This window comes from Dictyoglomus sp. (assembly GCA_025060475.1).
Taxonomy (GTDB): Bacteria; Dictyoglomota; Dictyoglomia; order Dictyoglomales; family Dictyoglomaceae; genus NZ13-RE01.
The window spans coordinates 25,324-49,571 of the sequence record JANXBZ010000003.1 but is presented as its reverse complement, the minus strand read 5'-3'; the positions used below and the strand labels follow the sequence as shown (position 1 = coordinate 49,571).

Sequence of the window (24,248 nt, the reverse complement as noted above, 5' to 3'; positions counted from 1 at the left end):
CCACCTGCTCTCTGAATGTCCCCTAACCCTATGTACCTTAATCCATATATCTTTGTCTTTACTACTTCAGCTGGTATCGCTTTTTCCTCAAATGGTTTTATATAATTAATTTCTCCTACTTTTTCTACACTAAATCCTACTATCCTGCCTAAGAGAGGAAGCAATTCCTCAACGGGTACTTTATTAACATAAAATTCAACCTCTCCTGAAATTTTGGGATCTATTACAAAATTTATATTAGCTTTTTTACCTAATTCTTTCAAAATTTCTCTTACATCAATTTTTTTCAATTCTGCAGTAATATATAACCTATTTCCAATTCTATCTACTTTTATCAAATCTGTAACAACTAAAGCTGGGGTTTCTGCTTTTTCTTCTGTCTTTCTTTTAACTAATATTTCTCCCCCTTCCTTAACTTCATAAGATAATCCACTTCCTCTAATTATTAAATCTAAAGCTCGATCTACCAAAACACGGTTAAGGGTAACAAAGACGATACTACTTATATTACTCTCAATAAACACACTTCTACCTGTCTTTTTGGCAATTTCCTGTAAAACATTTTTGATATCTTCTCCATGTAAACTCGTGGAGATATAAATATTACCATCGATCTTTTCAACTAAAATTTTTTCTGGAGGAACAGGAACTTCAGTAACAACTTTTTCTGTGGGAACATCTAAAGATTTAACAAAACTTTCGATTTTAGCAATATCTGAAGACGGACCAGATATAATTAACCAATTCCGATTCTCTTCTGTAGCCACAATAAGATTTTTATTGATATTACTTACAAGATCCTTTGCCTTTTTAGAATCAAAGTATTTTAGTGGAAAAATTTTTGTGGTAAGCTCTCTACTTTCAAGTTTTTGCATCTTATCTAAAGTACTTACTATTAAAACTTCTCCTTGCTGTATATACCCAAGATCACTTGCAGCAAGTAAAGAATAAAAAGCATCTTTAAAGGTTACATCTTTCAAATAAACACTTATTCTTCCTTGAACACCAACATCAGTTATAATATTCATCCCTATAAGTTGTCCCATTGCCTTTAATACATCTCTTATCTCTGCCCTATCAAAAGTTAGAGAAACCTTCTGCATAAACTTGTCTGTAGTAGTCTTAGATGGAGTTTCCATCTGCTTCTCAGAAGTAGAAACTGGAGAAATTTTAGAAGTTTGAGGAAGATTCGATTCTACAACTTCTTTAGGTTCTTCCTTGGTAACACTCACTATAGATGTAGTTTCAACTTTTACTGTTCTTCCGGGAAGTTTTGCAAGAATTTCTTCAGTACCCACAACTAATCCCTGATCTGTCTCTTTGATACCCACCTTGGGATAGGAAACCTTTAAATCAAATACTAAACGAGTTACTAAGGGATCCTTAGAAAACTGGGAAATTCTTATGGTAATAAAAGGACTAACGTTGATATTATAACTTTTAACAGAACTTCTATCTAAGGTATTTTGTAAGTCTACAACAAATCTTAAAGGATTCTTTAATAACAAAGTTTTATAGGGAGGTATTAATTTATTTTCAGTATTTATTATAATCAAAGGAGGATTTAATTTTTTATCTATGGATATACCCAATAATTTATATTCTTCCTTTGAAACAGAAGATTTAGTGTCAACTTGGGTCGCAACTTGCGGACTAATGTGTAATGTTATACTTCCTAGTTTTGAAGATATATTATATTTAGGAATTGACCCGATAAAATTAAAAATTAAAGTAAGAGTCCCTTTTTTAGTATCTTCTTGAAAATTTATATTTCCTATAAAGCCCTTATTTATTTCCAATGATTTTCCTTTTATCTTATTTTCAACTTTTTCTAAAGTTAAGAACAGTTGTGTTCCCTTTTGATTTAAACTATATTTAGGAATTGTTGGTGATGAGAAAAACAAAACAATCTCCATAGAACCAGGAGTTGGCTCTTTGATTTGAATGCTTACTAAAGAAGTTATTGCTGCGAAGGTTGTTATTATAAAAGAAAGGAATATAAATATTAAAAGCTTTTTATTGATATTTTTCAAATTAGTCACCTCCTAATTTTAATATGGCAATTTCATTTCCCTTCCTTAAAGTTAAACTCTCATCATCGATTTTGGAAACATAAATATTATCTCTTAAGATTTGACCACTTTTAACAAAATATCCTTTATCTCCTTCCTCAAGTATAGCATAGTATTTTTTTTCTACCTTTATTATTCCAGTTAATCTAAAATTTTTTGCAAAATTTTCTCCTTTAGGAATAATTTTCACAGGAGTAGATATCTTTTCTTCTTTACGGGTAATTTCTACTACCTGTCTCGAGGAAGAAAGAGTTGTTCCTTCTTTAGGAATAGTAATAACAGAAGCAAAAGGATTACTTCTTCCTAAATTGATACTTGTATATGTATAAATTATTTCTTTATAAGTTAGAGTATTCAACATTTGAGTTAAAGTATCAGTCAAAAAAGGAGTAGAAACAACTTTAGGTTTTACTTCAGTTTCTGGCGGAAAAACTAAAAAATTAGCATAATAATAATATCCTACGCCTCCTATTAATAATAAACTACCAACTATAAACATTACTATTCTAAATTTAGGTTCTTTTAATAATGTATTTAAATCCATGATGAATCCCCCTTAACGAGTTATAAATGTGGACAAGATAAAATTATATTTTAATAAGGAAGCTTCAGTATTTAGGGGATTTATTTTTAGATTTTTAATTAATATTAGCCGAGGAGCTGTTTTAATTTTAGAAAGAAAAAGCAAAAAGGATCCATAACTTCCTTCCATATCTATACTATAATTATATTCTTCATAGGGAGGGGGGGTTTTTCCATCAGTTTTTGGTACATTTGATGGAAGAGGTCTGAAAGAATTTATTTTTAATTTAGATTCTTTAGAGATTTTCTCTACATGAATTAAAAGTCTTGGCAAATCCTCTTTCACAGGAAGTTTTTCCTGTAATTCTGCATATCTTTGCAGAGCTATTCTAAACTTATCCCATTCTTCTAATAACTTTTTATAACTTGCTTGATATTTAATTAAAGTTTGCCTATTAGTCTCAATACTTTCTAAGAGATTAGCTTTTTCTTGTTCTAAAGGACGATAAATTAAGAAATAAAAAATCCCTATAAATAAAAACAAAATTAAAGATAGAATAATCCAAATATTAATTTTCATTCTTCTACCCTCTTATATTGAGCGGATAATTGAAAATTAATAGAATCATAGGGAGGATTTCCAACCCTCGATGCAAAAGCAAGCTTTATATTCTCCCACATACCTAAACTTTCCATTTGAGCAAGAAAAACTGCTATATCATTATAGGATAAAGCAAATCCTTCTAAATTTAAATTTAAATCTTCCATTGCAAAATTTTTAAGCCACAAATTTCTTGGAGTGTTTCTATTTAAACTCTCAAATATGGATAGCCAAGAAATTTCTTTCTGAGAAATTTCATCCAAAAGTTTTAATCTTTCACTATATTGCTTCTTCATCTCATCTATCTTTTGAAGTTCTCTTATTCTGTCTTTTATAACACTTATCTGCTGCTCCAAAGAGATATTTTCATTTCTCAAGTTTCTAACTTCTATTAATATATTTCTATAAAGGGTCAAGGCTCCTAAAAGGACGATAAATAAAATAATAAAAAATAATATCCCCAAAAAGGGTAATCTTATTACTTCCTTTCTTTTTACTACCTTAGGTAATAAATTAATTTTGAACATAATCTAAGCTTCTCCCCAAAAAAGAAGTCCTAATGGGACACTCCACTTAGGTAATTCTTTTTGAAAAATAGAAATAACGTCTTTATTTTTAACTTGTATATTTAACTCATTCAAAGATAAAGGAGAAATTTCTGCCTTTAATCCTAACATTGACTCTAATAATTCAATAAAATCTTTATTTAATACAATATCTCCTAAAAGAATTAATTTTTCAACTCGTTCTTCAGGATACTGCGAGTAGAAGATATTGATATTTCGATAAATCTCTCTTAAGTACTCATCTAAAGCGTAGGATCTACTTAATTCATCTAATTCTTCATCTTCAAACCAATTCTTAGTAAGAATACTTCTAAAGAAAAGAGGAGTTTTATTTTTCAAAATTAATAAATCAACAAATTTTTCTCGAGCATAAATAAAAAGAGTCAATTCTTTAGGAATATCCTTTATTTCTTTGATCGCAGTTCTTATAGCACAAAAGAAGCTTATATCTATTAACTCTGGTTCTAAATTTAAATCTCTTAAAATATTTAAAAAAGAATTTAAAATTTCTGATGGTGAGGCTACTAATAATAATTGATATTCCTTTGTATTTTCTCTTTCTGTTATATTTAATATTTGATAATCAAAATACACATCTTCCACAGGAAAAGGAATAAATCTCTCCAATTCCCATCTCAATGCTTCTCTAAGCTCCTCTTCAGGCATATAAGTAAAATTAATAAATCTTATTGCAGTATTTTGAGCAGGTATAGAAAACAAAACTTTTCCCTTCTTTAACTTAAAGCTTTTTATAATTCTCTTAAGAATCTCTCTTACAGGTTCAGGGTTAGAAAACTGTATTCCTTGAAATATATCATCAGATAAACGTTCTTCATGAATATGTTTTATAATGATCTTATCTCTTTTTCTACCTGCGTGAATTACTCTTAAAGGATTATTAAAATCAATTCCTATTATTTGTTCCTCAGAAGAAAATAAATCTTTAATACTCATATTCTTAATATTCCCTCCAAGATAGTGTTCTTAGCTTAGTTCTTGTTTTTTGTACTACGTTTTCTATTCTATGAGTAGAAAAAATATTATTTAAGAACTCATTATTATGCCTTACAGTACTATTTCCTCCTATATCAACATCCTCACCTAAAGAACACCCATCTATTACAGGATCTCCATAAATGCTCAATTCATCAGTACTTGTATCCATATTTGAAGCAAAAACTATGCCTCTAACTTTATTTCCAGTTCCTGTAATTTTTAAATTTCCTCTAACAACAATAATTCCTTGAAACTCAACATTTCCTGCCATATCTGCTGAGCCATCAACAAAAATAACTAAAGACCACGTATTATATGTTTTAGTAGCAGAATTATACCATGAAGGATTACTTTGAGCTACATTTACTACATTTTTCAAGTCAACTCTATTTCCACTTCTATATAATCCTTGCATCATAGAAATTGCTCTTAAATAAGAAAAATTTAATGTGGGCATTTGTAATGAGGGATCATTAGCAATATAATCAATTCCTGGAATAGGAGAATTTGTTCCATTAATATCATAACTTCTTCCTATAAGATCTACATCTCCTCGAGAATATATAGCAGTATCAAATCTTCCTCCTGGCAAAGGTTCTCCACGAATAATTGCATTTCCTTTTACACTTACATTTCTTGCTGCAAAAACTGCATATTTAAAGGGATCTAAAGAAAATTGATCCGCTCTTCCCCAAATCTCTATACTCCTTTTTACCGTGTAATTTGAAATAGAAGGAATATAACCTACACTTCTTATTACAAAGAAATCTCCCTGTACTAATAAACCTCCTTCATTTATCAAAGCATTTGTATAATTAGCGGAAACAACATATTCCCCTAATCTAATTGGTAAAATAAAGGATCCTGTAAATCTTAATCCTGAAGTTTCAGTAATAGTATAACTTACATTTAGACCATAGGATTCCTTCTTAGATGTAAGATTTAAATCCTTTAGATTTACATTGTTATTAATTAAATAAACTGCATTTTCTAAACCTGCCTGACTAAGATAAAAAGCTTGATTACTCTCTATTTGTCTTCTTGTCATTAAATTCTCAGGAGGTATCAAAGATAAAATTATTCCACCAAGAATAAAAAGAAAAAGGACTATGGAAATAACTAAAATTAATTGTCCCTCTTCCTTCATTTATATCACCTCAAATATATTTTACCTCAAGAAATAATTTTCTTTAAGAGGTAGATAAATAGAGAAAGATAATGTATAATCTGCTCGATTATCCCTATCTGCATCAAGTTTAAGATCAACAAGAACTATTTTAGCTAAATTAGGAGAAGTTATATTGGAAGATGCATCCAAGTAGTAAAAAACTGGAGTTAATACTCTAAAATTATTTTCCGTTAGGGGATTATCACCAACCCATAGACTTCCTTGCTTTACTTGTCTTCTTAATATGCCTGAGGGATTTACATAATATCTAACAGTAGATAATGATGAAGAGACAATATTGGTTTGAAGAGTATATATATAGTAATTTATTATAATACTACTACCATCCGAAGAAGGATCTATTGAGGAGGCTCTTTTTATCTCTCTGATTAGTCTATCAGATACTAATCTTGCATTTCTCTGTAAATCTATTCTTTGATTAAGGCTTTGATAACTTCGAGAACCTACAATAAGAAAATTAACAATAGCAGTAATTACAATAAAAGATACTGTAACACTAATTAAAAATTCTACTAATGTAAATCCTCTTTTCATCATGGAATAGACCTTAATATCTCTAAAGATAAAGTTTGAGTTTGAGTGCCATCTCTCCAAGATACATATAAAGTAATTATTTTACACCATGTATATGGAGTATTTAAAGTATAAGATATTCTAAAACTCATGTTTCTAATATTAATGATCTTAGGATAATTGTTTAATAAAAAAGTATCAATTTGGGTATAGGCTTTTGAATTTATGTTTTCCGCTTCTCTAACTAATAAATGATTAGCTTGTACAAGATTACTAATTCTAGGATATTGAAATAATCCATACGAATACATCTGAAATACAGCAAACATTGCAATAAATATTATTAAACCTACAATTAAAACTTCTATTAGACTAAACCCATTATTACCAATTTTCTGGAGGAGAATCACTAACCCATATCCTCCCTGTAGCTGGAGTTATAATTATATATTTTCTTAATCTTCCTTTTCCCAAAACGACAGTCCCTCCCGCAGATGGTATTCCCAAGGATGTAAAATACAATAAATTTAAAGATCCAAAATCGGCAGAAATTAGATCAACTTTATATTTCTTTAAATCAATTATCCTAAATACTCTATAACTATTGCTATTTGGATTATACACTTTCCAAAGACATAATTCAACATTTGGATAAAATTCAAAAAAGTCGTGATACTCCTTTTGGGAACAAGCACTTTCTTGAAAAAGTTTTAATGCTGAGAATAAATTAATTGTTGCTTCTTCTAAACTCAAAATATCAAAGAGGTTTATAAAATTATAACCTAAAGCAATAATAATTATTGAAAAAATTGAAAAAGCAATCAATAATTCTAGAAGAGTAAAACCCCAATATTCATTGTTCATATAATTAAAACAAAGCAAAATAGAAATTAATTAAATTTTCACCCCAAAAATAACTAAGAATTCCAGAAATGATAAGAAAGGGACCAAAAGGAATATATTCTTTTAAATTTTTTCTTTTTAGGATAATAAGAATGATTGAAACTAAACCTCCTAAAGTAAATCCTAAAAATAGTGTCAATAATCCTAGTTTAACACCTAAAAAACTTCCCAATAAAAGCCCCAACTTTATATCTCCTTGTCCCATTCCTTCTTGTTTGTAAAAAATCAATGCCAAAATGTATATTAATAATAGAATAATTCCAACAACAATGCTTCCTTTTAAACTTTCCGTAAATTTCCCTTCAAATAAAGAGATAAAAATTCCTATCAAAATTCCAGGAATTGATATAATATCGGGTATCAGCATGTGTTCTAAATCTATGAAAAATATAGGTATTAAAAGGGAAACAAATACCAAGGATTTGATTGTAAATAAAGAAAAATCAGAAATCAGAAATAAAATAGAAAAAGTAAAACCCAAGAATGTCTCAACCAGTAAATATCTAAAAGCAATTTTTTCTCTACAATATCTACACCTTCCTTTTAGTAAAATATAGCTGAAAACTGGTATCAAATCCCATAGACCCAATCTATGGTTACATTTAGGACAATGAGAGGGAGGTATAATAATAGATTCTCCCCGTGGTAATCGATATATTACTACGTTTAAGAAACTTCCTATACTTGCTCCCAAGAAAAACATTAAAATTGTTAATATAAATTTAATAATGAGCATAACGCTGTTCTACCTCTTCTTTAAGTAGTTTCATTATATTTTCTATAGAAAAGACTCCTAAATCTTTATCATGCTTTCTAACACTTATTTTTCTTTCAGTCATCTCTTTATCTCCAAGAATAAATAAATAAGGAATTTTCTGGGAAATAGCTTTTCTTATTTTATAATTTAAGCTTGCCTGATCTAAATCTATTTCAACTCTAAATTCCTCTTTTCTAAATATATCCGCTATTTCTAAAGCATAGTCTCTATGCCTATCCGCAATAGGTAAGATGACTATTTGAATTGGAGAAAGCCAAAGAGGAAATCTTCCCCCATAATGTTCTATTAAAACTCCTAAAAATCTTTCTAAAGAACCTAAAAGAGTTCTATGAATCATGACAGGCCTCTTCTTTGTTCCATCAGGAGCATCATAGGTTAAATCAAATCTCTCAGGAAGATTAAAATCCACTTGAATCGTAGGTCCTTGCCATAACTTCCCGTACAAACTTTTTAATCCAATATCTATCTTAGGGCCATAAAAAGCTCCTTCTCCTTCTGCAATTCTATATGTTACTCCCAGAGATTCTAAAGCATTTTTTAAAGAAAGTGTTGCTTTCTCCCAAATTTCATCACTTCCAATATATTTTTCAGGACGAGTAGATAAAGTTATTTCAAAATCTTTCAATCCAAAAGAATTTAGCATAAAGAAAGCAAAATCTAAAATTCCTTTTATTTCGTCCTCTAATTGTTCAGGAGTACAAAATATATGAGCATCATCTTGAGTAAATCCTCTTACCCTTTGTAAGCCATAAAGAACTCCAGATCTCTCATATCTATAAACTGTTCCCATTTCAAAAAATCTCAATGGAAGCTCTTTATAGCTATGTATGAAAGACTTATATATAAGTATATGTCCTGGACAATTCATAGGCTTTATAGCATATTCCTGATCTTCTATTTCTAAAAAAAACATATTTTCTCTGAAATTATCCCAATGTCCTGATCTCTTCCAAAGATCCATCTTTAAAACGTGAGGAGTAATAACTGGAAGATATCCCCTCTTCAAATGCTCTTTTCTCTCAAATTCCTCTATAATTAATCTTAACATCGCTCCTTTAGGAGGATAAAATATTAAACCTGGACCTGCGTCCTCAAAAATAAAAAACAAATTCATTTCCTTACCTAATTTTCTGTGATCCCTTTTTAACGCTTCTTCTCTATTTCTTAAATATTCCTCCAGTTCTTTCTCCGTTAAAAAAGAAGTTCCATATATTCTTTGGAACATTGGATTTTTCTCACTTCCTCTCCAATATGCACCAGAAATATTAAGAAGTTTAAAATATTTAATTCTTCCTGTAGAAGGAAGATGGGGACCTTTACATAAATCTATAAAATTTCCTTGTTTATAAAAAGTTATAGGTTCACTCTCAGGAATTTCCTCTAAAAGTTCAATTTTAAAGTCTTCTCCTAAATCTTTTAGAAGCTTTTTTGCTTCATCTTTTGAAAGCTCAATTCTTTCTAAAGATAAATTTCTTTCTATTATTTCCCTCATCTTTTCTTCAATTTTTTTTAAATCTTCTTGAGTAAAAGGTTCTTTTTTATAAAAATCGTAGTAGAAACCATCTTCTATAGCAGGACCAATTCCTAATTTTACATCTGGGAATAATTCTTTTACAGCATTTGCTAAAACATGTGAAGTTGTATGTCTATATATTTCTTTTCCCTCAGGAGTATCCCAGTCTAATATCACTACTTCGGAATTATCCTCAGGAATATAAGAAAGATCATATAATTTATTATCAATTTTAGCTCCTAAAGCAATATTGTCCAACCCTTTTTCTTTAACCGCTGAAAGTATGTTTCCCTCACATTCCCAACTCTTTTCCCTCCATTTCATTATCCATACCATATATCTCTCCTCCTTGTTTTTAAAAGTAAAGCTCCCGCCATAAAAGGACGGGAGCACCGTGGTTCCACCTTAATTGGTTTTTTCACCCACTTTGATTTCTAACGGAATTACCCGTTTTTACTTACTCTCTCAGAAGAGATTTCAGTAAAAAAGCTCAGAGGTGGTCTTCCCCTTCTAAAGCTTAGAAGGACTCTCACCCTTTCCCTTCCTCTCTGAAAGCTTTAGTAAGGGTACTCTCCTCTTCTTTGCCTTTACTTTATGGTGGGCGCGGGTGGGATTGAACCACCGACCCCTACCGCGTCAAGATAGTGCTCTTCCACTGAGCTACGCGCCCTTTGGCTAAAATTATAAATTTTATAATTATTATAGTCAAGAAGAAATCTGTGCAAGAAATTTATTAAGAATTATAATAGCGGATTGCTGATTCTTTATAATTTTTCTCTTCTCTCTTCTTACATTTCCTTGAATCAACACTTTTTCTGCCTCGATGGTAGAAAACCTTTCATCAACAAAATATACAGGTAATGAAAAATTTTTCTCTAAAATCAAGCCTATTTTTTTAATTTGTAAAGTTCTTTGAGTTTCTTCTCCCTTTAATGATATAGGTAATCCTAAAACAAAACCTTTTATAGAGTAATCATTTAATATTTTCTTAATAAGATTTAAAAACTCTTTTTTTCCCCTATTCTCAAATACCCCTAATCCCTGAGATATAATTCCTAAAGGATCAGATATAGCTAACCCTATATATTTTTCTCCCCAATCTATGGCTAACCATCTTCCCATAATTATTTCTCGAGCCATTCTGTTAATATTTTCTCTATTGTTTTTAAATTATCAATCTTATCTATATTTATTTGAGCAAAAGTATCTCTTCCTCCTCCTTTTCCCTTTAACTTTTCATTTAACATATTCGCAATATCTTTAGCAAGAATTCCCTTTTTAACTAAACTTGGAGATATCATAATATTTATAGAAGTTTTATCTTCTTGATCAATACCCAGGATAATTAAACTATCAGGTTTTTTACTTTTTAAATAATCTCCTAATCTTCTTACTAAATCAATAGATGGAAGATTAACCTTTTCTATGAAGATATTCACGTTATCTTTTGAAATCACCCTCTCTAATATTCTCTTAGCTTCATATTCTAATATTATATTCTCAAGATTTTTAATTTTATTATCCTTCTCCTCTAAAGAACTTAATATTTTTACAAGTCTTTGATTTAAATCATCTAAGTTATTAACTCTTAATAAGCCATAAATATCATTTAAAGCTTTCTTCTGAGAATTAATATACTCCCATGCTTTAAGTCCACACAATGCAAATACTCTTCTTATTCCACTTCCAATTCCTTCTTCCTTTACTATAATAAATAACCCAATATCTCCTGTATATTCTACATGAGTTCCTCCACAAAGCTCCATACTTATATCATTTATTTTTATAACTCTTACCTCTCTTTGATATTTTTCAGTAAATAAAGCTAAAGCCCCCATTTCTCTTGCTTTTTCTAAAGTAGTATATATCTTTTCTACTTTATAATTAGAAACTATGGATGAATTTATAATTCGCTCTATTTCTTCAATTTCTGAAAATGTTAAAGGTTGATAATGGGTAAAATCAAATCTTAAAAATTCAGGAGAAACAAGAGATCCTGACTGCATAACATGATTCCCTAAAGTCTTTCTTAAAGCATAATGTAAAAGATGAGTTGCAGTATGATGTCTTTGAACACTTTCTCTCGACTCTTTATCAACTCTTGCAATAACTTCCATTCCCTCTTCTAATTCTCCTTTAACTACCCTTCCTTTATGAACATAGAATTTTTCTCCTAATTTCTGGACATCATTTACAACAACTTCAACATCTTCACCAACTATTACTCCTTTATCTGCTACCTGACCTCCACTTTCTGCATAAAAAGGTGTTTTATCTAATATAAGATAAATTTCCTCGGAAGGTTTAATTATCCTCCCATGTTTTCCTTGAAGAAAGAATAAAACCTTAGATTTGGTTTCTAACACATCATAACCTACAAATTCAGTAGGAGGAATTTCTCTTAACTCATATATTTCCTCATCGGAGAGATTTATCCATATACTTTCTAGTTTTTCCTCTAAAGAAATTCTCGCTTTCCTTTTTTGTTCCTCCATTGCCTTATTAAAACCCTCTAAATCTACTTTCCATCCCTTTTCTTGGGCTATTTCAAGAGTTAATTCCAAAGGAAATCCATAGGTATCGTAGAGTCTAAACACAAAATCCCCAGATAATTCTGTTATTCCTTCTCTTGATATAGTATCTAAAAGATAAAGACCTTGTTCTAAGGTTTTTAAAAACTGTTCCTCTTCTTTTTTTAATATTCTCATTATAAAATCTTTTTTAGAAACCAATTCGGGATAAAAGGATTTCATAATTTCAATAACCTTTGGAACTAAATTATATAAGAAAGGCTCTTTAATCCCTTTTTCAAAGGCTTTTCTTTCTGCTCTTCTTATTAGCCTTCTTAGGACATAACCTCTCCCATCATTCGTAGGAACAACCCCATCTCCCATGAGAAAGGTTATACCCCTTATATGGTCTGAAATTATTCTTTCTATAACCCTATCTTCTTGATTTATTAATTTTCTAATCTCCTGTATCAGTGGTTGAAAAAGATCAGTATCAAACACATTAACAGCCTCTTCCACAATAGTGGTAATTCTCTCTAAACCCATTCCCGTATCAATGTTTTTCTGAGGAAGAGGAGTTAACTTTCCTTCCTCGTCCATATAATATGTCATAAATACAAGATTCCAAATCTCCATAAATCTATCACATGGATCTCCAGGTTTACAATTTTCTTCTCCTTTGTTTTTAGGCCCAAAATCATAATAAATTTCTGAACATGGACCACAAGGCCCTGTTGGTCCTGGTGGTCCCCAAAAGTTATCTTCTTTACCTAACCTAACTATTCTTTCCGCAGGAATTCCAATATGTTTATTCCAAATCTCAAAAGCTTCATCATCTTCTTCAAAGATAGAAATCCATATAGAAGATAAAGGCAACTGGAGTTCTTTTATGAGGAATTCATAAGCAAATTCTATTGCTTCTTTCTTAAAATAATCTCCTAAGGAAAAATTACCAAGCATCTCTAAAAAAGTAAGATGTCGAGGGGTAAATCCAACTTTTTCTATATCTGTAGTCCTAAAGCACTTTTGAATTGTGGTTATTCTTTTTGCTGGAGGTGTTCCTTGTCCTAAAAAATATGGTTTAAAAGGAACCATTCCCGCAGTGGTAAAAAGTAAAGTCGGATCATCACTAGGAACTAAAGAAGCACTGGGAAGGTGCAAATGTCCCCTTCCAACGAAATATTTAATAAATTTTTCTCTTATTTCTTGACTTATTCTCATTTTCCTTAAGTTTTTATTACTAAAAATCCCCGCTGTGCCGTGATGTCACATGCCTTTGCGCCCTCTTCCCCATACTTTTAAGCCTCACTTCTCTTGGTTATGTAGCTCGTAAGAGCCGCAATCCCAAGAGAAGATATTGGCTTATCTAGAAAAGGTGTTGAGCCAAGGACACGTCCACACCACGCACACAGCAGGGCTCTCTGATTCAATATATATCATTTTTTAATGTTTTTTTCAAGTTTATTCTTAAACTATTTCAAAGGAATCGAAGCTGGAATTTTTTGCATAAGTAGTCCTAATCGTATTTTTGTCATTGCCATAAGTTGCGGGTCTACTTTATCTCCTAAGGATTCTATTTTTTTAAATAAGTTTAAAGCATCAAATAATCTCCCTTCTTCTTCATATATAGAACCTAATATATACAAAGCTTGTGGATTTTCACTGTTTTTCTCTAAGATTTTCTTTATATCCTTTTCTGCTTTTTTAAATTCCTTGATTTTAAAATATTCCATTGCTCTGTTCATATAAAATTCATCTTCATTTTTACATAAACTTTTAGCCTTATTATATGTCGAAACAAAATTAGAATAACCCTTTAATTCTTGAATAATCCCAAGTTTTAACCAAGCCTCTATTCTATTTGGAAATTCTTCTGTAAGCTTTTGCGCTTTATTTTCTGCTTCCTCGTATTTTTTTTCTTCTATTAATCTATCTATAGAGGATAAAGAATTTAAAAATTCTTCTTCTGGTGTTTTATAAAATCTAAAAAACAAAATCGTACCAATGAAAATAATTACTAATATTCCTGTAGATAATAGAATTTTTTTCATTTTTTTCTTTTTTTCAAGTCTATAAATTTCCAATATATGCCACCACCAAAATTCCTTAGGATATGATGAAGATCTTGAAAATATAGAAGAATTTTTTAATCCCTTGTTAAATACTTTTAGGTTTGATTTTGCTAAAGAATCTATTTCTCTTAATCGAATTAATTCGGGTTCGATAGATACTTTCAGATCATTTAATTTCTCAACTAAATCCTGTATTTCTTGTCTCATAATTACAAACTTCTCACAATTTTCTTGAAGTTTTCTTGGATTCGGAACGATTATATCTCCTAGAATTTTTCTAATATCCTCCAATTTTTTTCTTAAATTCTCCAATGGACTCTCCTTCATAGAATCCCCCCTAGCCTAATATTATAACAACTGCTACAGCATATTTATTAGAATGAGAAAGACTTACTTTAATATCTTTTATTCCTCTCTTTACTGCCTCCTCTAAGGCCTTGTTTTTTAATCTTATTTCTGGTTTTCCATTTACACCAGTCAATATTTCTACATCTCTCCAACACCATCCTTCAAATTTACCACCTAATGCTTTAATAAACGCCTCTTTTGCCGAAAATCTTACAGCAATAGAGGAAAGGTTATTTTTTTTGCTACTTATTTGTCGTCTCTCCTCTAATGAAAGAATTCTCTCTAAGAAATTTTTATGTTTTATAACTGCCTCTCTAATTCTATCAATTTCTACTATATCTAGACCTATTCCAAGTATTTTTAAATTTTCTTCCATATGCTATTCCACTGTAACAGATTTTGCCAAATTTCTTGGTTGATCAATCTCTCTTTCTAACTTCTCAGCAACATAATAGGCAAAAAGTTGCAAAGGAATTGTTACAAAAAAAGGATAATATTTTGGATCAAATTTGGGAATATAAATCACATCATTAGCAATATCCAAAATCTTTTTATCTCCTTCGCTAGCAATAGCAATAATTGGTGCTTTTCTCGCTTTTACTTCTTCTAAATTTGAAAAAATTTTATTATAGGTTTCATCCTCAACTGCTATTGCCATTACTGGGGTATTTTTATCTAGCAAAGCAATAGGCCCATGTTTCATTTCTCCTGCTGATACTCCTTCAGCATGAATATAGGATATCTCTTTTAATTTTAACGCTCCTTCTAAAATTAAAGGAAAATTTCTTCCTCTTGCTATATAAAGAAAATTTTTCATTTTTGAATATTTATATGCTATTTCTTTTATTGAATTTGAATTAGACAAAATTTTTTCTAAATATACTGGTATTCTTCTTAAATTATCCCAATTTACACCATTCTCTCCATATAGTCTCTGCTTTATATATTCTTTCAAAAGATAGATAAAAGCCAATTCTGCTATAAATGTTTTTGTTGCTGCCACCCCTATTTCTATTCCCGATCTTAGAAACAAATTAAAATCGCTTTCTCTTGCGATAGTGCTTCTAGGATTATTAGTTAAAGACAGAATTTTTGCTCCTTTTTCCTTTGCTAATCTTAATGCTGCAATAGTATCAGCAGTCTCTCCTGATTGACTTATAGCAATAAAAAGTGTATTTTCATTTATTTTTGGCTTTCTATATCTAAATTCTGAAGAATAATCAACTTCAACATAATAAGGTAACTCTTCTTCCCATAGATATTTTGCAAAGTATCCTGCATGATAGGAAGTTCCACAGGCAACTACAAATATCTTATTTATTTTTTTCCACAAAATTGAATCTTCTTCGAAATCTTTAAAAAAGAAGAGATTTCCTTTTTTTTCTATAGCCTCAGTAAATATTTCTCTTAAAACTGCAGGCTGTTCATATATTTCTTTTAACATATAATGAGGATAGGAACCTTTATCAACAGAGATTTTCTCTTTGGGAATTTTTACAGGTTCTAAATTTAATCTACATAGATTATTTTTTAAGTTATAAATTTCTATACGTCTAGGAGAAAGAATTACTAATTGATCGTCTTCTGGGAAAATATAATTCTCTACCCAAAGAGAAAGAGCAGGAATGTCAGATGCAACAAATATTTCTTCCTCTCCTAATCCAACTATTAAAGGACTCTGCCTTTTGATCACATAAAGAGTCGTAGGATTCTTTTTATCTAATATTACCAAGGCAAAAGAACCCTCTAATTTTTCGATTGCTTTTTTAAAGGAAAAGATAATATTTTCTTCTAAAAATTCCTCTTCTATTAGATGTACAATAACTTCTGTATCTGTTTGACTTCTAAATTTATGACCTTTAGCAATTAGATAATCTTTTAATTCTTTGTAATTTTCAATTATACCATTATGAACTACAATAAAACGTCCATTACAGTCCATATGGGGATGTGCATTATCTATTGTAGGTTCACCATGAGTTGCCCAGCGAGTATGTCCCACACCAATATAGCTCTTCTCATTATAATCAACAATTTCTTCTAACTGTTTTACCTTCCCCACAACTTTCTTTATAATTACTTCCCCATCTACTAAAGTTGCAATTCCCGCAGAATCATAACCTCTGTATTCTAACATTTTTAGTCCATTTATGAGAAAAGGAATACATGTATTTTTCCCTACATAGCCAATTATACCACACATCTTTTTCTCCTCCTCATAATAAAATTTCTATGAGAAGGAGACTTCCTTACTCACCTTTGCTACTGGAAACCTTTTGTCCTGGCGGTCACCCACCAGTTTTGTGAGTTTCCTTTAAGGTAGGTAGCAACTACCTGGAGGCATCCGCCGAAAACTCGATAAACCTCCTCCTCGTCAACTTACCCTTTATCGGGTAAGTCCAGGCGCTTAGTTCAAAAATGAAATTATTTTATTTTTAATTTTTTTCATATATTCCTCTAAAAGGCTTTCAGGAACATCTCCTTCTAAAGTAATCCTTAAAACAGAAGACTCTGTTCCTGAGAATCTTACTATAGATCTAATATTGTTTTCCCTTATCACCTCCTTAACTAATTCTTCCAGAGTTTTTGTTATTTCCTTTGGATAATTTTTATTTAAGTTCAAATTCTCGGTTATTTGAGGATACTGGGGAATAGAATTAGCTAATTCTTCTAAGGAAATATTTTCTTCTTTTAAGATCTTTAAAAGAAAAAGAGAAGCTAAAAGGCCATCACCTGTAGGTAAATAATCAAATAATATAACATGCCCTGAGGGTTCTCCTCCAAGATTTAACTTATTATTCAATATCTCTTCCAAAATATATCTATCCCCAACTTTAGTTCTTATAAGAGAAATATCCTGTCCTTTAAGAAATTCTTCTAATCCCAAATTTGTCATGATTGTGCCAACTACAGTATTTTTATTAAGCTTCTTCTTTCTCTTTAAATATAAAGCGATTATTCCAAGAATTTTATCTCCGTTAACTATGGAAAATTTCTCAGAAAAAGCTAGAACCCTATCTCCATCCCCATCAAAAGTGAATCCAATAGTCGCTCCAGAATTTTTGAAATTTTCAAGTCCTATTTGGGGATAAACTGCCCCACAATTTTTATTTATATTTGTTCCATCATAGTTATAATTAATAGCAACAACTTCTGCACCTAAATCTTTGTATAAGATAGGAGCAATTTCAGAAACAGATCCATTCGCACAATCTAAAAAAATCTTCCATCCTCTTAAATCTAAATTTATAACTTCCTTAAGAAATTTTATATAAAGATTCTTACCTTCTGGAAATTCAATCCTTTTACCTATTTTTTTTCCTCTGTATAAAACAGCTTCAGATTTAAGTAAATTTTCTATTTCTTCCTCAACATTATCAGGAAGTTTAAAACCATCTTTTCCAAAGATTTTGATTCCATTATATTCTACAGGATTATGTGATGCAGAAATAACAATTCCTGCAGAAATATGTTCTAAACAACGAACAAGATATGCAATACCAGGAGTTGGAATAATTCCTACATCTAAGGTATCTATTCCCATAGATAGTATCCCAGATTGTAGTGCAAAATTCAGCATGTCTCTTGAAATTCTTGTATCATATCCTATTATTATTTTTCCCTTTTCTTCTAAATACTCAGCTAATACTTTACCTAATTTTAAAATAAACTCAGGAGTTAAATCTTCATTGACTTTTCCTCTTATCCCATCAGTTCCAAAAATCCTGTTCATCTTAAATCTCTCCTTTCTTCTTCAATAATTGCCCACGAAAAGGTCTTAACAAATCTTCTATTCTCAAAAAGGGTTTCGACTTTAAAATTTTTCTTGATCTTTCCTTTGATAATTATTTCACTTTTTTCTTCAGGAATTCCTGAAAAACTTATCACATTATATCTAAAATTCTCAAATTCCAATGTATAAACTGAAATTGTTGTTCCTACAATAGTATAAGGATCCTTGACCTCTCCTTTAAGTTCTATCTCCTTTGAATCAAATAATTCTGGATTTTCTATAAGCTTTTTCCACCTTTCCCTCCATGGAGTATCTAACCACCATTGATAATAACTATATACCCAAAAACCTAAAAATAGTAAACTCAAAATTACATAAAAAATTTTATGAAATTTCATTATTTTTTATATTATAACAGAGATTTTTTCACCACAAAATGGACAGGTATTAGTATTCAACAGAAGATTTTTCTCTATAGTATAACCATTCCTAATAATAAGTTGATTTTTACATTTCGGACAAAAAGTTGTAGAAGTTTCTAAATTCCATATATTACCTAAATAAACATAATTTAACTTTTCCTTGGCAATAGAATAAGCTTTCCAAAGAGTTTCAAGAGGTGTAGGAGATAAATTAAATTTATAAGCAGGAAAATACCTAGAAAAATGAAGAGGAATATTTTTATCTATACTTGCTATCCAGTTAGTTAATTCCTTAATTTCATCCTCTTTATCATTCCAACCAGGAATTATAAGAGTAGTAATCTCTATATGAATACCCTTCTTATAAGCTAAAAGTATAATGTTCAACACTTTTTCTAGTTTTCCTTGGCATAACTTAGAGTAAAATTCTTCATTAAAAGATTTTAGATCAATATTCATAGCAGATATATATGGAGCTAATTCTAAAAAAGGCTCTTCTTCTATATAACCATTGGTTACTAAAACATTTTCTAAATTTTGTTCTTTAGCAATTTTAGATGTTTCTAAGACAAATTCATACCATATAAAGGGTTCATTATACGTATAAGCAATACCAAAAGATTTATAGGATCTAGCAAGAGAAATCAGTTTATAGCTATCAATCTTTTCAAGTTCAAATTCATCAGGAGAAACCTGTGAAATCCTCCAATTTTGGCAATATGGGCATTTAAAATTACAGCCTACAGTCCCAACAGATAAAATAAATTTTCCTGGATGAAAATGGTATAGTGGTTTTTTTTCAATAGGATCTAAGGCAATAGAACTCACGAAATTATAATTAAGAGAATATAATATACCTTCTCTATTTTCTCTGACTCCACATATTCCTCTTTTTCCTGACAAAATTAAACAATGATGTGGACAAAGAAGGCATTGAACTTTTTTGTTGTCTAATTTTTTATAATACAAAGCTTCTTTCATTCATTCCTTATATCTAATTACAGTAAATTTGTAAATTTTATAATCCTCTGAAGGATCGATACCTGCTTTTGCCAAAGCAATTTCTAACTGTTTCTTAACAGTATTTACCCCTTCAAGATCTGGCAAAAGAACTCCTCTTCTCCATCCCTTCTCTACAACTATACCGAATTTTTTAGGATCTAATTCATCTAAACTTTTTACTTCTTCTAAAGGAGAAAGTATATCTACAGAAAATTCTAAATCATCTAATTCCTCTAAGGTTACAGGAGGAAATCTTGGATCTCTGAATGCAGAATTTATAGCATTTTGTATAATTTCTTGAGCTAAATTCTCAGATGTAGGCAATATAGTTCCTATACACCCCCGAAGCTTACCGTTTTTTGTGTGAATAGAAACAAAAGAACCTGCTCTTTTTTTAAGTTCCAAAGGAATATCTTCGGGGGGATCAATAATTTTTTTTTCTTTTAAGTATACTTCAATAGCCTTTTTAACTAGAGAAATAACATAATCCTTTAAATCCATAATTTAACGCTTTGAATATTGAGGAGCTCTTCTTGCTCTTTTTAGGCCATATTTCTTTCTTTCTTTCTCTCTAGGATCTCTCTTCAAGAGTCCTTCCTTTTTTAGGATACTTCTAAATTCTGGATTAAGATTAGTGAGAGCCTTAGCAATACCATGAGCTAAAGCTTGAGCCTGAGCAGAGGGTCCCCCACCATTGGCATCCGCAATAATATCTACTTGATCCTTCATTCCTGTGAGCTCTAATGGCTTTTTAGCCAATACATGAAAAAATATTCTTCCCCCAAAATACTCTTCTAAAGTTTTATTATTTACAATTATTTTACCTTCTCCTGGATAATGAAGCCAAACTTTAACTCTTGAAGTCTTCCTGCTCCCAACCTCATGAAATATTTTCTTTTCTCGAAGATTCAATTCCAACATCTATCCCTCCTAGATATTTAATACCTTTGGTTTTTGAGCATGATGAGGATGCTCAGGGCCAGAATAAATTTTAAGCTTTTTAATCATCTTCCTTCCTAAGGAATTTTTAGGAAGCATTCCCTTTACTGCAAAATAAATGATCCTTTCAGGAAATTTAACTCTCATTTCTTTAGCAGTTAAAATCTTGTCACCTCCAGGATATCCTGAATGTCTAAAATAAATTTTAGTATCCTCTTTTTTGCCCGTTAATACCACGTCTTTTGCATTAATTACTATCACAAAATCTCCAGTATCTACATGAGGAGTATATATAGGTTTGTGTTTGCCCTTTAAAATCTTAGCAATTTCAGAAGCTATTCTTCCCAAAACCTTTCCTTTGGCATCTACTAGAAACCACTCTCTTTTTATCTCTTCTTTTTTTGCCATATAAGTTGACATTTCTATTCCTCCTTTCTTAATGGACTTTATAATATAATATAATTTCTTGCTCTTTGTCAATATTTTATAAACTGAACAATAGTCAAAAAATCCCTCCTGTAGTTATAAAACTTAGTAGAAAAGAATAAAACCTTCCAGAATTAGTCAATATTATAACAAAAAATTCTGTAAAGAAAAGAGTACCTAAATTTTCTTTTTCTATCTTCATACTCATCAGTCTTAGTTTTTTAATAGATTTTTCTAAAGGTTTTCTTTTATAGTTTTAAGAAATTTTAGACAATTATTTTTAACAAAATTTTAATTGTTTAAATCTCCTAATAATTTTAAAATATATTGTGAAAAAAATAACGTTAAAAAAATAACAATAATAGGAGTTTAAACATGGGAAAATTAATCTTAACAAAAGAAACTAACTGTCAATATTGTTATAAATGTCTTAGAAACTGTCCTGTCAAAGCGATAATGTTTAACAAAGGAAAATCATACGTTATGGATGATGAATGCATTTTATGTGGAAACTGTATAGAAATATGTCCTCAGAGGGCAAGAACCTATACAAAAAGTATACATATTTTATATGAACTAAAAGATAAGCCTTTTTTGGTCTCCATAGCACCATCATTTTTTGCTCATTTTGACGAGCCACTCAAAATTATTACTTTTTTAAAAAGCCTAGGAGCTATTGCAGTACAAGAAACTGCTGTAGGAGCTGAGATAATTTCTAGATATTATAGAGACTTTATCAAAAAAAATAAAAATAAAACCATGATCACTACATCTTGTCCCGTAGTTTTTGATATGGCAGAGAAATACTATCCAGAGGTCATCCCTTATCTTTCTCCTTTTTTGTCTCCAATGAATGTACATTCATTGTTCATGAAGAGATATTTTGGAAATTTTCCTGTAATGTATATAGGACCATGTATAGCAAAGAAAAAAGATGGAGAAGAATATGTAGATTTAGTCTTAACTTATGAAGAACTAGAAAATTATATAGAAAAAAATAATATAGATATTGTCAGCTTAGAAACGAGTTATCCCACTCCTCCATACCCTGATAAAGGTAGATTTTATCCCATAAGTGGAGGCATAAACTTCACTCTAGAAGGAGACTGGATAAATCATATGGTTGTAGAAGGGGTAGAAAATATAGCAAAGATTTTTGAAAACATTAAGTCTTATAAAGAGGGTTTCGTAATAGAAGCTACAGCATGTTTTGGAGGCTGTATAAACGGACCAGCTATAAGAAAAGATATAGGTATTTTAGAGAAAAGAAAGAGAATTATTAGTTATGCAGAACAACTCAAAGAAATAGAAAAACCTAATAATTTCTCAAGCTTTCAATTTATTGACGACATAAAGAGAATTTTTTCTCCTAAAAAAAATGTCATAGAAGTATCAGAAGATAAAATCAGAAAAATTTTGATAGAGATGGGAAAAGAGAATTCTAAAAAAGAGCTAAATTGCGGTGCTTGTGGATATTCAACTTGCAGAGAAAAAGCTGTAGCTGTAGTTTTAGGAAAAGCAGAGAAAGAAATGTGTATTACTTATTTGATTGATAAGGTAAGTTCAGTTAGTAATGCAATTATAGAAGAGTTTCCAAACATCATTATTATTTATAACAAAAATAATAAACCCATATATATAAATCCTTCTGGAGAAGATTTCTTTTATAATAAAGAACCTCTTTTAGATTTTGTAATCGAGGAAATAGAAAGTGGAAAAAACTCAATAGAAATCTCAGTAGATGATGAGCATTATTACTTTTTTGTTAAAACCTTTGAACTACCTGATGGACATGGAAAAGTAGCATTACTCTTAGATATTACTAAGGAAAAGAAAAAAGAAGAAGAACTCAAAAGATTGAAAAAAGAAAGTGCGGAGAAAATAGAGGAATTGATAAATAGGCAGATGCTTCTTGCTCAAGAAATTGCAAGTCTTTTGGGAGAATCTATTGCTGAAACAAAAAGCTATTTTGTACAGTTTAGGAAGGTGTTAGAAGAAGATGCTGACTTGTGAGGTAGTTTTTGCCTTCAAAAATAAAGAAGGAGAAGAAGTTTGTGGAGATTCTATAAAAATAAAAAGAAATGAAGATAAAGTAGTAGTTACTGTCTCTGATGGTCTTGGAAGTGGAATAAAAGCGAGTATTCTTTCTACTCTTACCGCTTCTTTAGCCACCACCATGTTGTTCAATGATATGCCTTTAGAAGAAGTGATGAAAAGTATATTATCCACTCTTCCAAAATGTAAAATAAGAGACATAAGTTATGCGAATTTTTGTAGTATTCTTTTTAAATCATTAGATAAAACATGCTATATAGCAGAGTATGAATTTCCTTTAGTTCTATTGTTTCGCAAAAAGGAATTTGTAGAGCTAGAAAAGAAAAAGAATATTATTGAAGGCAAAGAAATAAAAGAAAGCTTCTTTGTACCCTTAGAAGATGATTTCTTATTCGTAATGACTGATGGGGTTCCCCAAGCAGGATTAGGAACAAAATTGTTTCCTTTAGGATTAGGCGTAGAGAATATTAAAAGGGAAATTACTAATCTTATTAGGTATAAATTGACTCCTAAGGAAATAGTTGAACATTTGATTGAAAAAGCAAAAAAACTTGATAAGGGTGTAAAGGGAGACGATGCTCTTTGTTGTGTCTTACATTTTAGAACTTTCAATAAAGTTAATGTAATGGTTGGTCCTCCTTCGGATCCCTTTTTGGATGAATTCGTAGTTAAAAGATTCATAAGTATGCCAGGAAGGAAGGTGATATGTGGAGGAACTACTGCACAAATTGTAGAAAAAATTCTAGGAAAAAAAGTTGAGCTTGATTTGAAAACTATTTCTGATAATTCTCCACCTATAGGATATATGGAGGGTATAGATTTAGTAACAGAGGGGATTATTACTTTAACACAAGTTTTTAGATATCTTAATGGACAAACAGAAAATTTAGGTTATGGAGCAAGTATTATTGTTGATTTTATAGAAAAAGCTGACGAGATTTGTTTTATTGTTGGGAAAGCTATTAACCCTACTTATCAAAATCCACTATTTAGTTATGATATGTCTCTTAAGTTTAGAGTTATTCAGGATATAGCAGAAATATTAAAGAAAAAAGGGAAAATTGTTAAAATTGAATCTTACTAAAAAG

General features: G+C 30.2%; 24 protein-coding genes, 1 tRNA gene and 1 other annotated feature. Of the genes, 2 read left to right on the top strand and 23 right to left on the bottom strand.

Going from position 1 to position 24,248, the window contains the following annotated elements:
* The 23 genes from NZ841_02200 to rplM all read right to left on the bottom strand — a co-directional run.
* A partial coding sequence (locus NZ841_02200) for an AMIN domain-containing protein (protein MCS7201578.1) occupies nt 1–2,033 on the bottom strand: 2,033 nt, incomplete at its 3' end.
* Nucleotide 2,034: 1 nt separating this feature from the next.
* Entirely contained in the window at nt 2,035–2,616 is a 582-nt protein-coding gene (locus NZ841_02195; protein MCS7201577.1) for a hypothetical protein, read from the bottom strand.
* 12 nt (nt 2,617–2,628) lie between these two features.
* Nucleotides 2,629–3,174, bottom strand: a complete 546-nt coding sequence (gene pilO, locus NZ841_02190; GenBank protein MCS7201576.1) for a type 4a pilus biogenesis protein PilO — start codon at nt 3,172–3,174, stop codon at nt 2,629–2,631.
* A complete protein-coding gene (locus NZ841_02185; protein ID MCS7201575.1) occupies nt 3,171–3,722 on the bottom strand; it encodes a PilN domain-containing protein in 552 nt (183 codons plus the stop codon). The genes pilO and NZ841_02185 overlap by 4 nt, the downstream gene beginning before the upstream one ends.
* Before the next feature lie 3 nt (nt 3,723–3,725).
* Nucleotides 3,726–4,715, bottom strand: coding sequence for a pilus assembly protein PilM (pilM, locus tag NZ841_02180; GenBank protein MCS7201574.1), 990 nt, complete (start codon nt 4,713–4,715; stop codon nt 3,726–3,728).
* A gap of 4 nt (nt 4,716–4,719) precedes the next feature.
* Nucleotides 4,720–5,904, bottom strand: a complete 1,185-nt coding sequence (locus NZ841_02175; GenBank protein MCS7201573.1) for a hypothetical protein — start codon at nt 5,902–5,904, stop codon at nt 4,720–4,722.
* 21 nt (nt 5,905–5,925) lie between these two features.
* Nucleotides 5,926–6,483, bottom strand: a complete 558-nt coding sequence (locus tag NZ841_02170; protein MCS7201572.1) for a prepilin-type N-terminal cleavage/methylation domain-containing protein — start codon at nt 6,481–6,483, stop codon at nt 5,926–5,928.
* Nucleotides 6,480–6,869, bottom strand: a complete 390-nt coding sequence (locus tag NZ841_02165; GenBank protein MCS7201571.1) for a hypothetical protein — start codon at nt 6,867–6,869, stop codon at nt 6,480–6,482. The genes NZ841_02170 and NZ841_02165 overlap by 4 nt, the downstream gene beginning before the upstream one ends.
* A complete protein-coding gene (locus NZ841_02160; GenBank protein MCS7201570.1) occupies nt 6,844–7,323 on the bottom strand; it encodes a prepilin-type N-terminal cleavage/methylation domain-containing protein in 480 nt (159 codons plus the stop codon). Before NZ841_02160 ends, NZ841_02165 begins: the two co-directional genes overlap by 26 nt.
* Before the next feature lie 4 nt (nt 7,324–7,327).
* The gene (locus NZ841_02155) at nt 7,328–8,098 is read right to left on the bottom strand and encodes a prepilin peptidase (protein ID MCS7201569.1); all 771 of its coding nucleotides are present in this window, start codon (nt 8,096–8,098) and stop codon (nt 7,328–7,330) included.
* Nucleotides 8,085–9,989 (bottom strand): threonine--tRNA ligase, encoded by a 1,905-nt coding sequence (gene thrS, locus NZ841_02150; protein ID MCS7201568.1) that lies wholly within the window; start codon nt 9,987–9,989, stop codon nt 8,085–8,087. The genes NZ841_02155 and thrS overlap by 14 nt, the downstream gene beginning before the upstream one ends.
* 40 nt (nt 9,990–10,029) lie before the next feature.
* Nucleotides 10,030–10,244 (bottom strand) — a binding site (T-box leader).
* A gap of 4 nt (nt 10,245–10,248) precedes the next feature.
* A tRNA-Val gene (locus NZ841_02145) sits at nt 10,249–10,323 on the bottom strand.
* Between the two features lie 35 nt (nt 10,324–10,358).
* On the bottom strand, nt 10,359–10,793 hold the full coding sequence (gene ruvX / locus NZ841_02140; protein MCS7201567.1) for a Holliday junction resolvase RuvX: 435 nt from the start codon (nt 10,791–10,793) through the stop codon (nt 10,359–10,361).
* Nucleotides 10,778–13,384, bottom strand: a complete 2,607-nt coding sequence (gene alaS / locus NZ841_02135) for an alanine--tRNA ligase (GenBank protein ID MCS7201566.1) — start codon at nt 13,382–13,384, stop codon at nt 10,778–10,780. Before alaS ends, ruvX begins: the two co-directional genes overlap by 16 nt.
* A gap of 251 nt (nt 13,385–13,635) precedes the next feature.
* Nucleotides 13,636–14,562 (bottom strand): tetratricopeptide repeat protein, encoded by a 927-nt coding sequence (locus NZ841_02130; protein MCS7201565.1) that lies wholly within the window; start codon nt 14,560–14,562, stop codon nt 13,636–13,638.
* 10 nt (nt 14,563–14,572) lie between these two features.
* Nucleotides 14,573–14,959: a holo-ACP synthase gene (acpS, locus tag NZ841_02125; GenBank protein MCS7201564.1), complete on the bottom strand. Its 387-nt coding sequence runs from the start codon at nt 14,957–14,959 to the stop codon at nt 14,573–14,575.
* Nucleotides 14,960–14,962: 3 nt separating this feature from the next.
* Nucleotides 14,963–16,786, bottom strand: coding sequence for a glutamine--fructose-6-phosphate transaminase (isomerizing) (gene glmS / locus NZ841_02120; GenBank protein MCS7201563.1), 1,824 nt, complete (start codon nt 16,784–16,786; stop codon nt 14,963–14,965).
* A gap of 204 nt (nt 16,787–16,990) precedes the next feature.
* Nucleotides 16,991–18,316: a phosphoglucosamine mutase gene (glmM, locus tag NZ841_02115; protein MCS7201562.1), complete on the bottom strand. Its 1,326-nt coding sequence runs from the start codon at nt 18,314–18,316 to the stop codon at nt 16,991–16,993.
* Nucleotides 18,313–18,714, bottom strand: a complete 402-nt coding sequence (locus NZ841_02110) for a hypothetical protein (protein ID MCS7201561.1) — start codon at nt 18,712–18,714, stop codon at nt 18,313–18,315. The genes glmM and NZ841_02110 overlap by 4 nt, the downstream gene beginning before the upstream one ends.
* Before the next feature lie 6 nt (nt 18,715–18,720).
* Nucleotides 18,721–19,719, bottom strand: coding sequence for an AmmeMemoRadiSam system radical SAM enzyme (amrS, locus tag NZ841_02105; GenBank protein ID MCS7201560.1), 999 nt, complete (start codon nt 19,717–19,719; stop codon nt 18,721–18,723).
* On the bottom strand, nt 19,720–20,241 hold the full coding sequence (gene amrA, locus NZ841_02100) for an AmmeMemoRadiSam system protein A (GenBank protein ID MCS7201559.1): 522 nt from the start codon (nt 20,239–20,241) through the stop codon (nt 19,720–19,722).
* A gap of 3 nt (nt 20,242–20,244) precedes the next feature.
* Nucleotides 20,245–20,661, bottom strand: coding sequence for a 30S ribosomal protein S9 (gene rpsI, locus NZ841_02095; GenBank protein MCS7201558.1), 417 nt, complete (start codon nt 20,659–20,661; stop codon nt 20,245–20,247).
* Nucleotides 20,662–20,670: 9 nt separating this feature from the next.
* Nucleotides 20,671–21,099, bottom strand: a complete 429-nt coding sequence (rplM, locus tag NZ841_02090; protein MCS7201557.1) for a 50S ribosomal protein L13 — start codon at nt 21,097–21,099, stop codon at nt 20,671–20,673.
* A 381-nt stretch (nt 21,100–21,480) separates the two neighbouring features.
* Here rplM and NZ841_02085 point away from each other — a divergent pair, with 381 nt between their 5' ends.
* Both NZ841_02085 and NZ841_02080 read left to right on the top strand, forming a co-directional pair.
* Complete coding sequence (locus NZ841_02085) at nt 21,481–23,118, top strand: 4Fe-4S binding protein (protein MCS7201556.1); 1,638 nt, start codon at nt 21,481–21,483, stop codon at nt 23,116–23,118.
* Nucleotides 23,105–24,244 (top strand): serine/threonine-protein phosphatase, encoded by a 1,140-nt coding sequence (locus tag NZ841_02080; protein ID MCS7201555.1) that lies wholly within the window; start codon nt 23,105–23,107, stop codon nt 24,242–24,244. Before NZ841_02085 ends, NZ841_02080 begins: the two co-directional genes overlap by 14 nt.
* Nucleotides 24,245–24,248 lie beyond the last annotated feature (4 nt).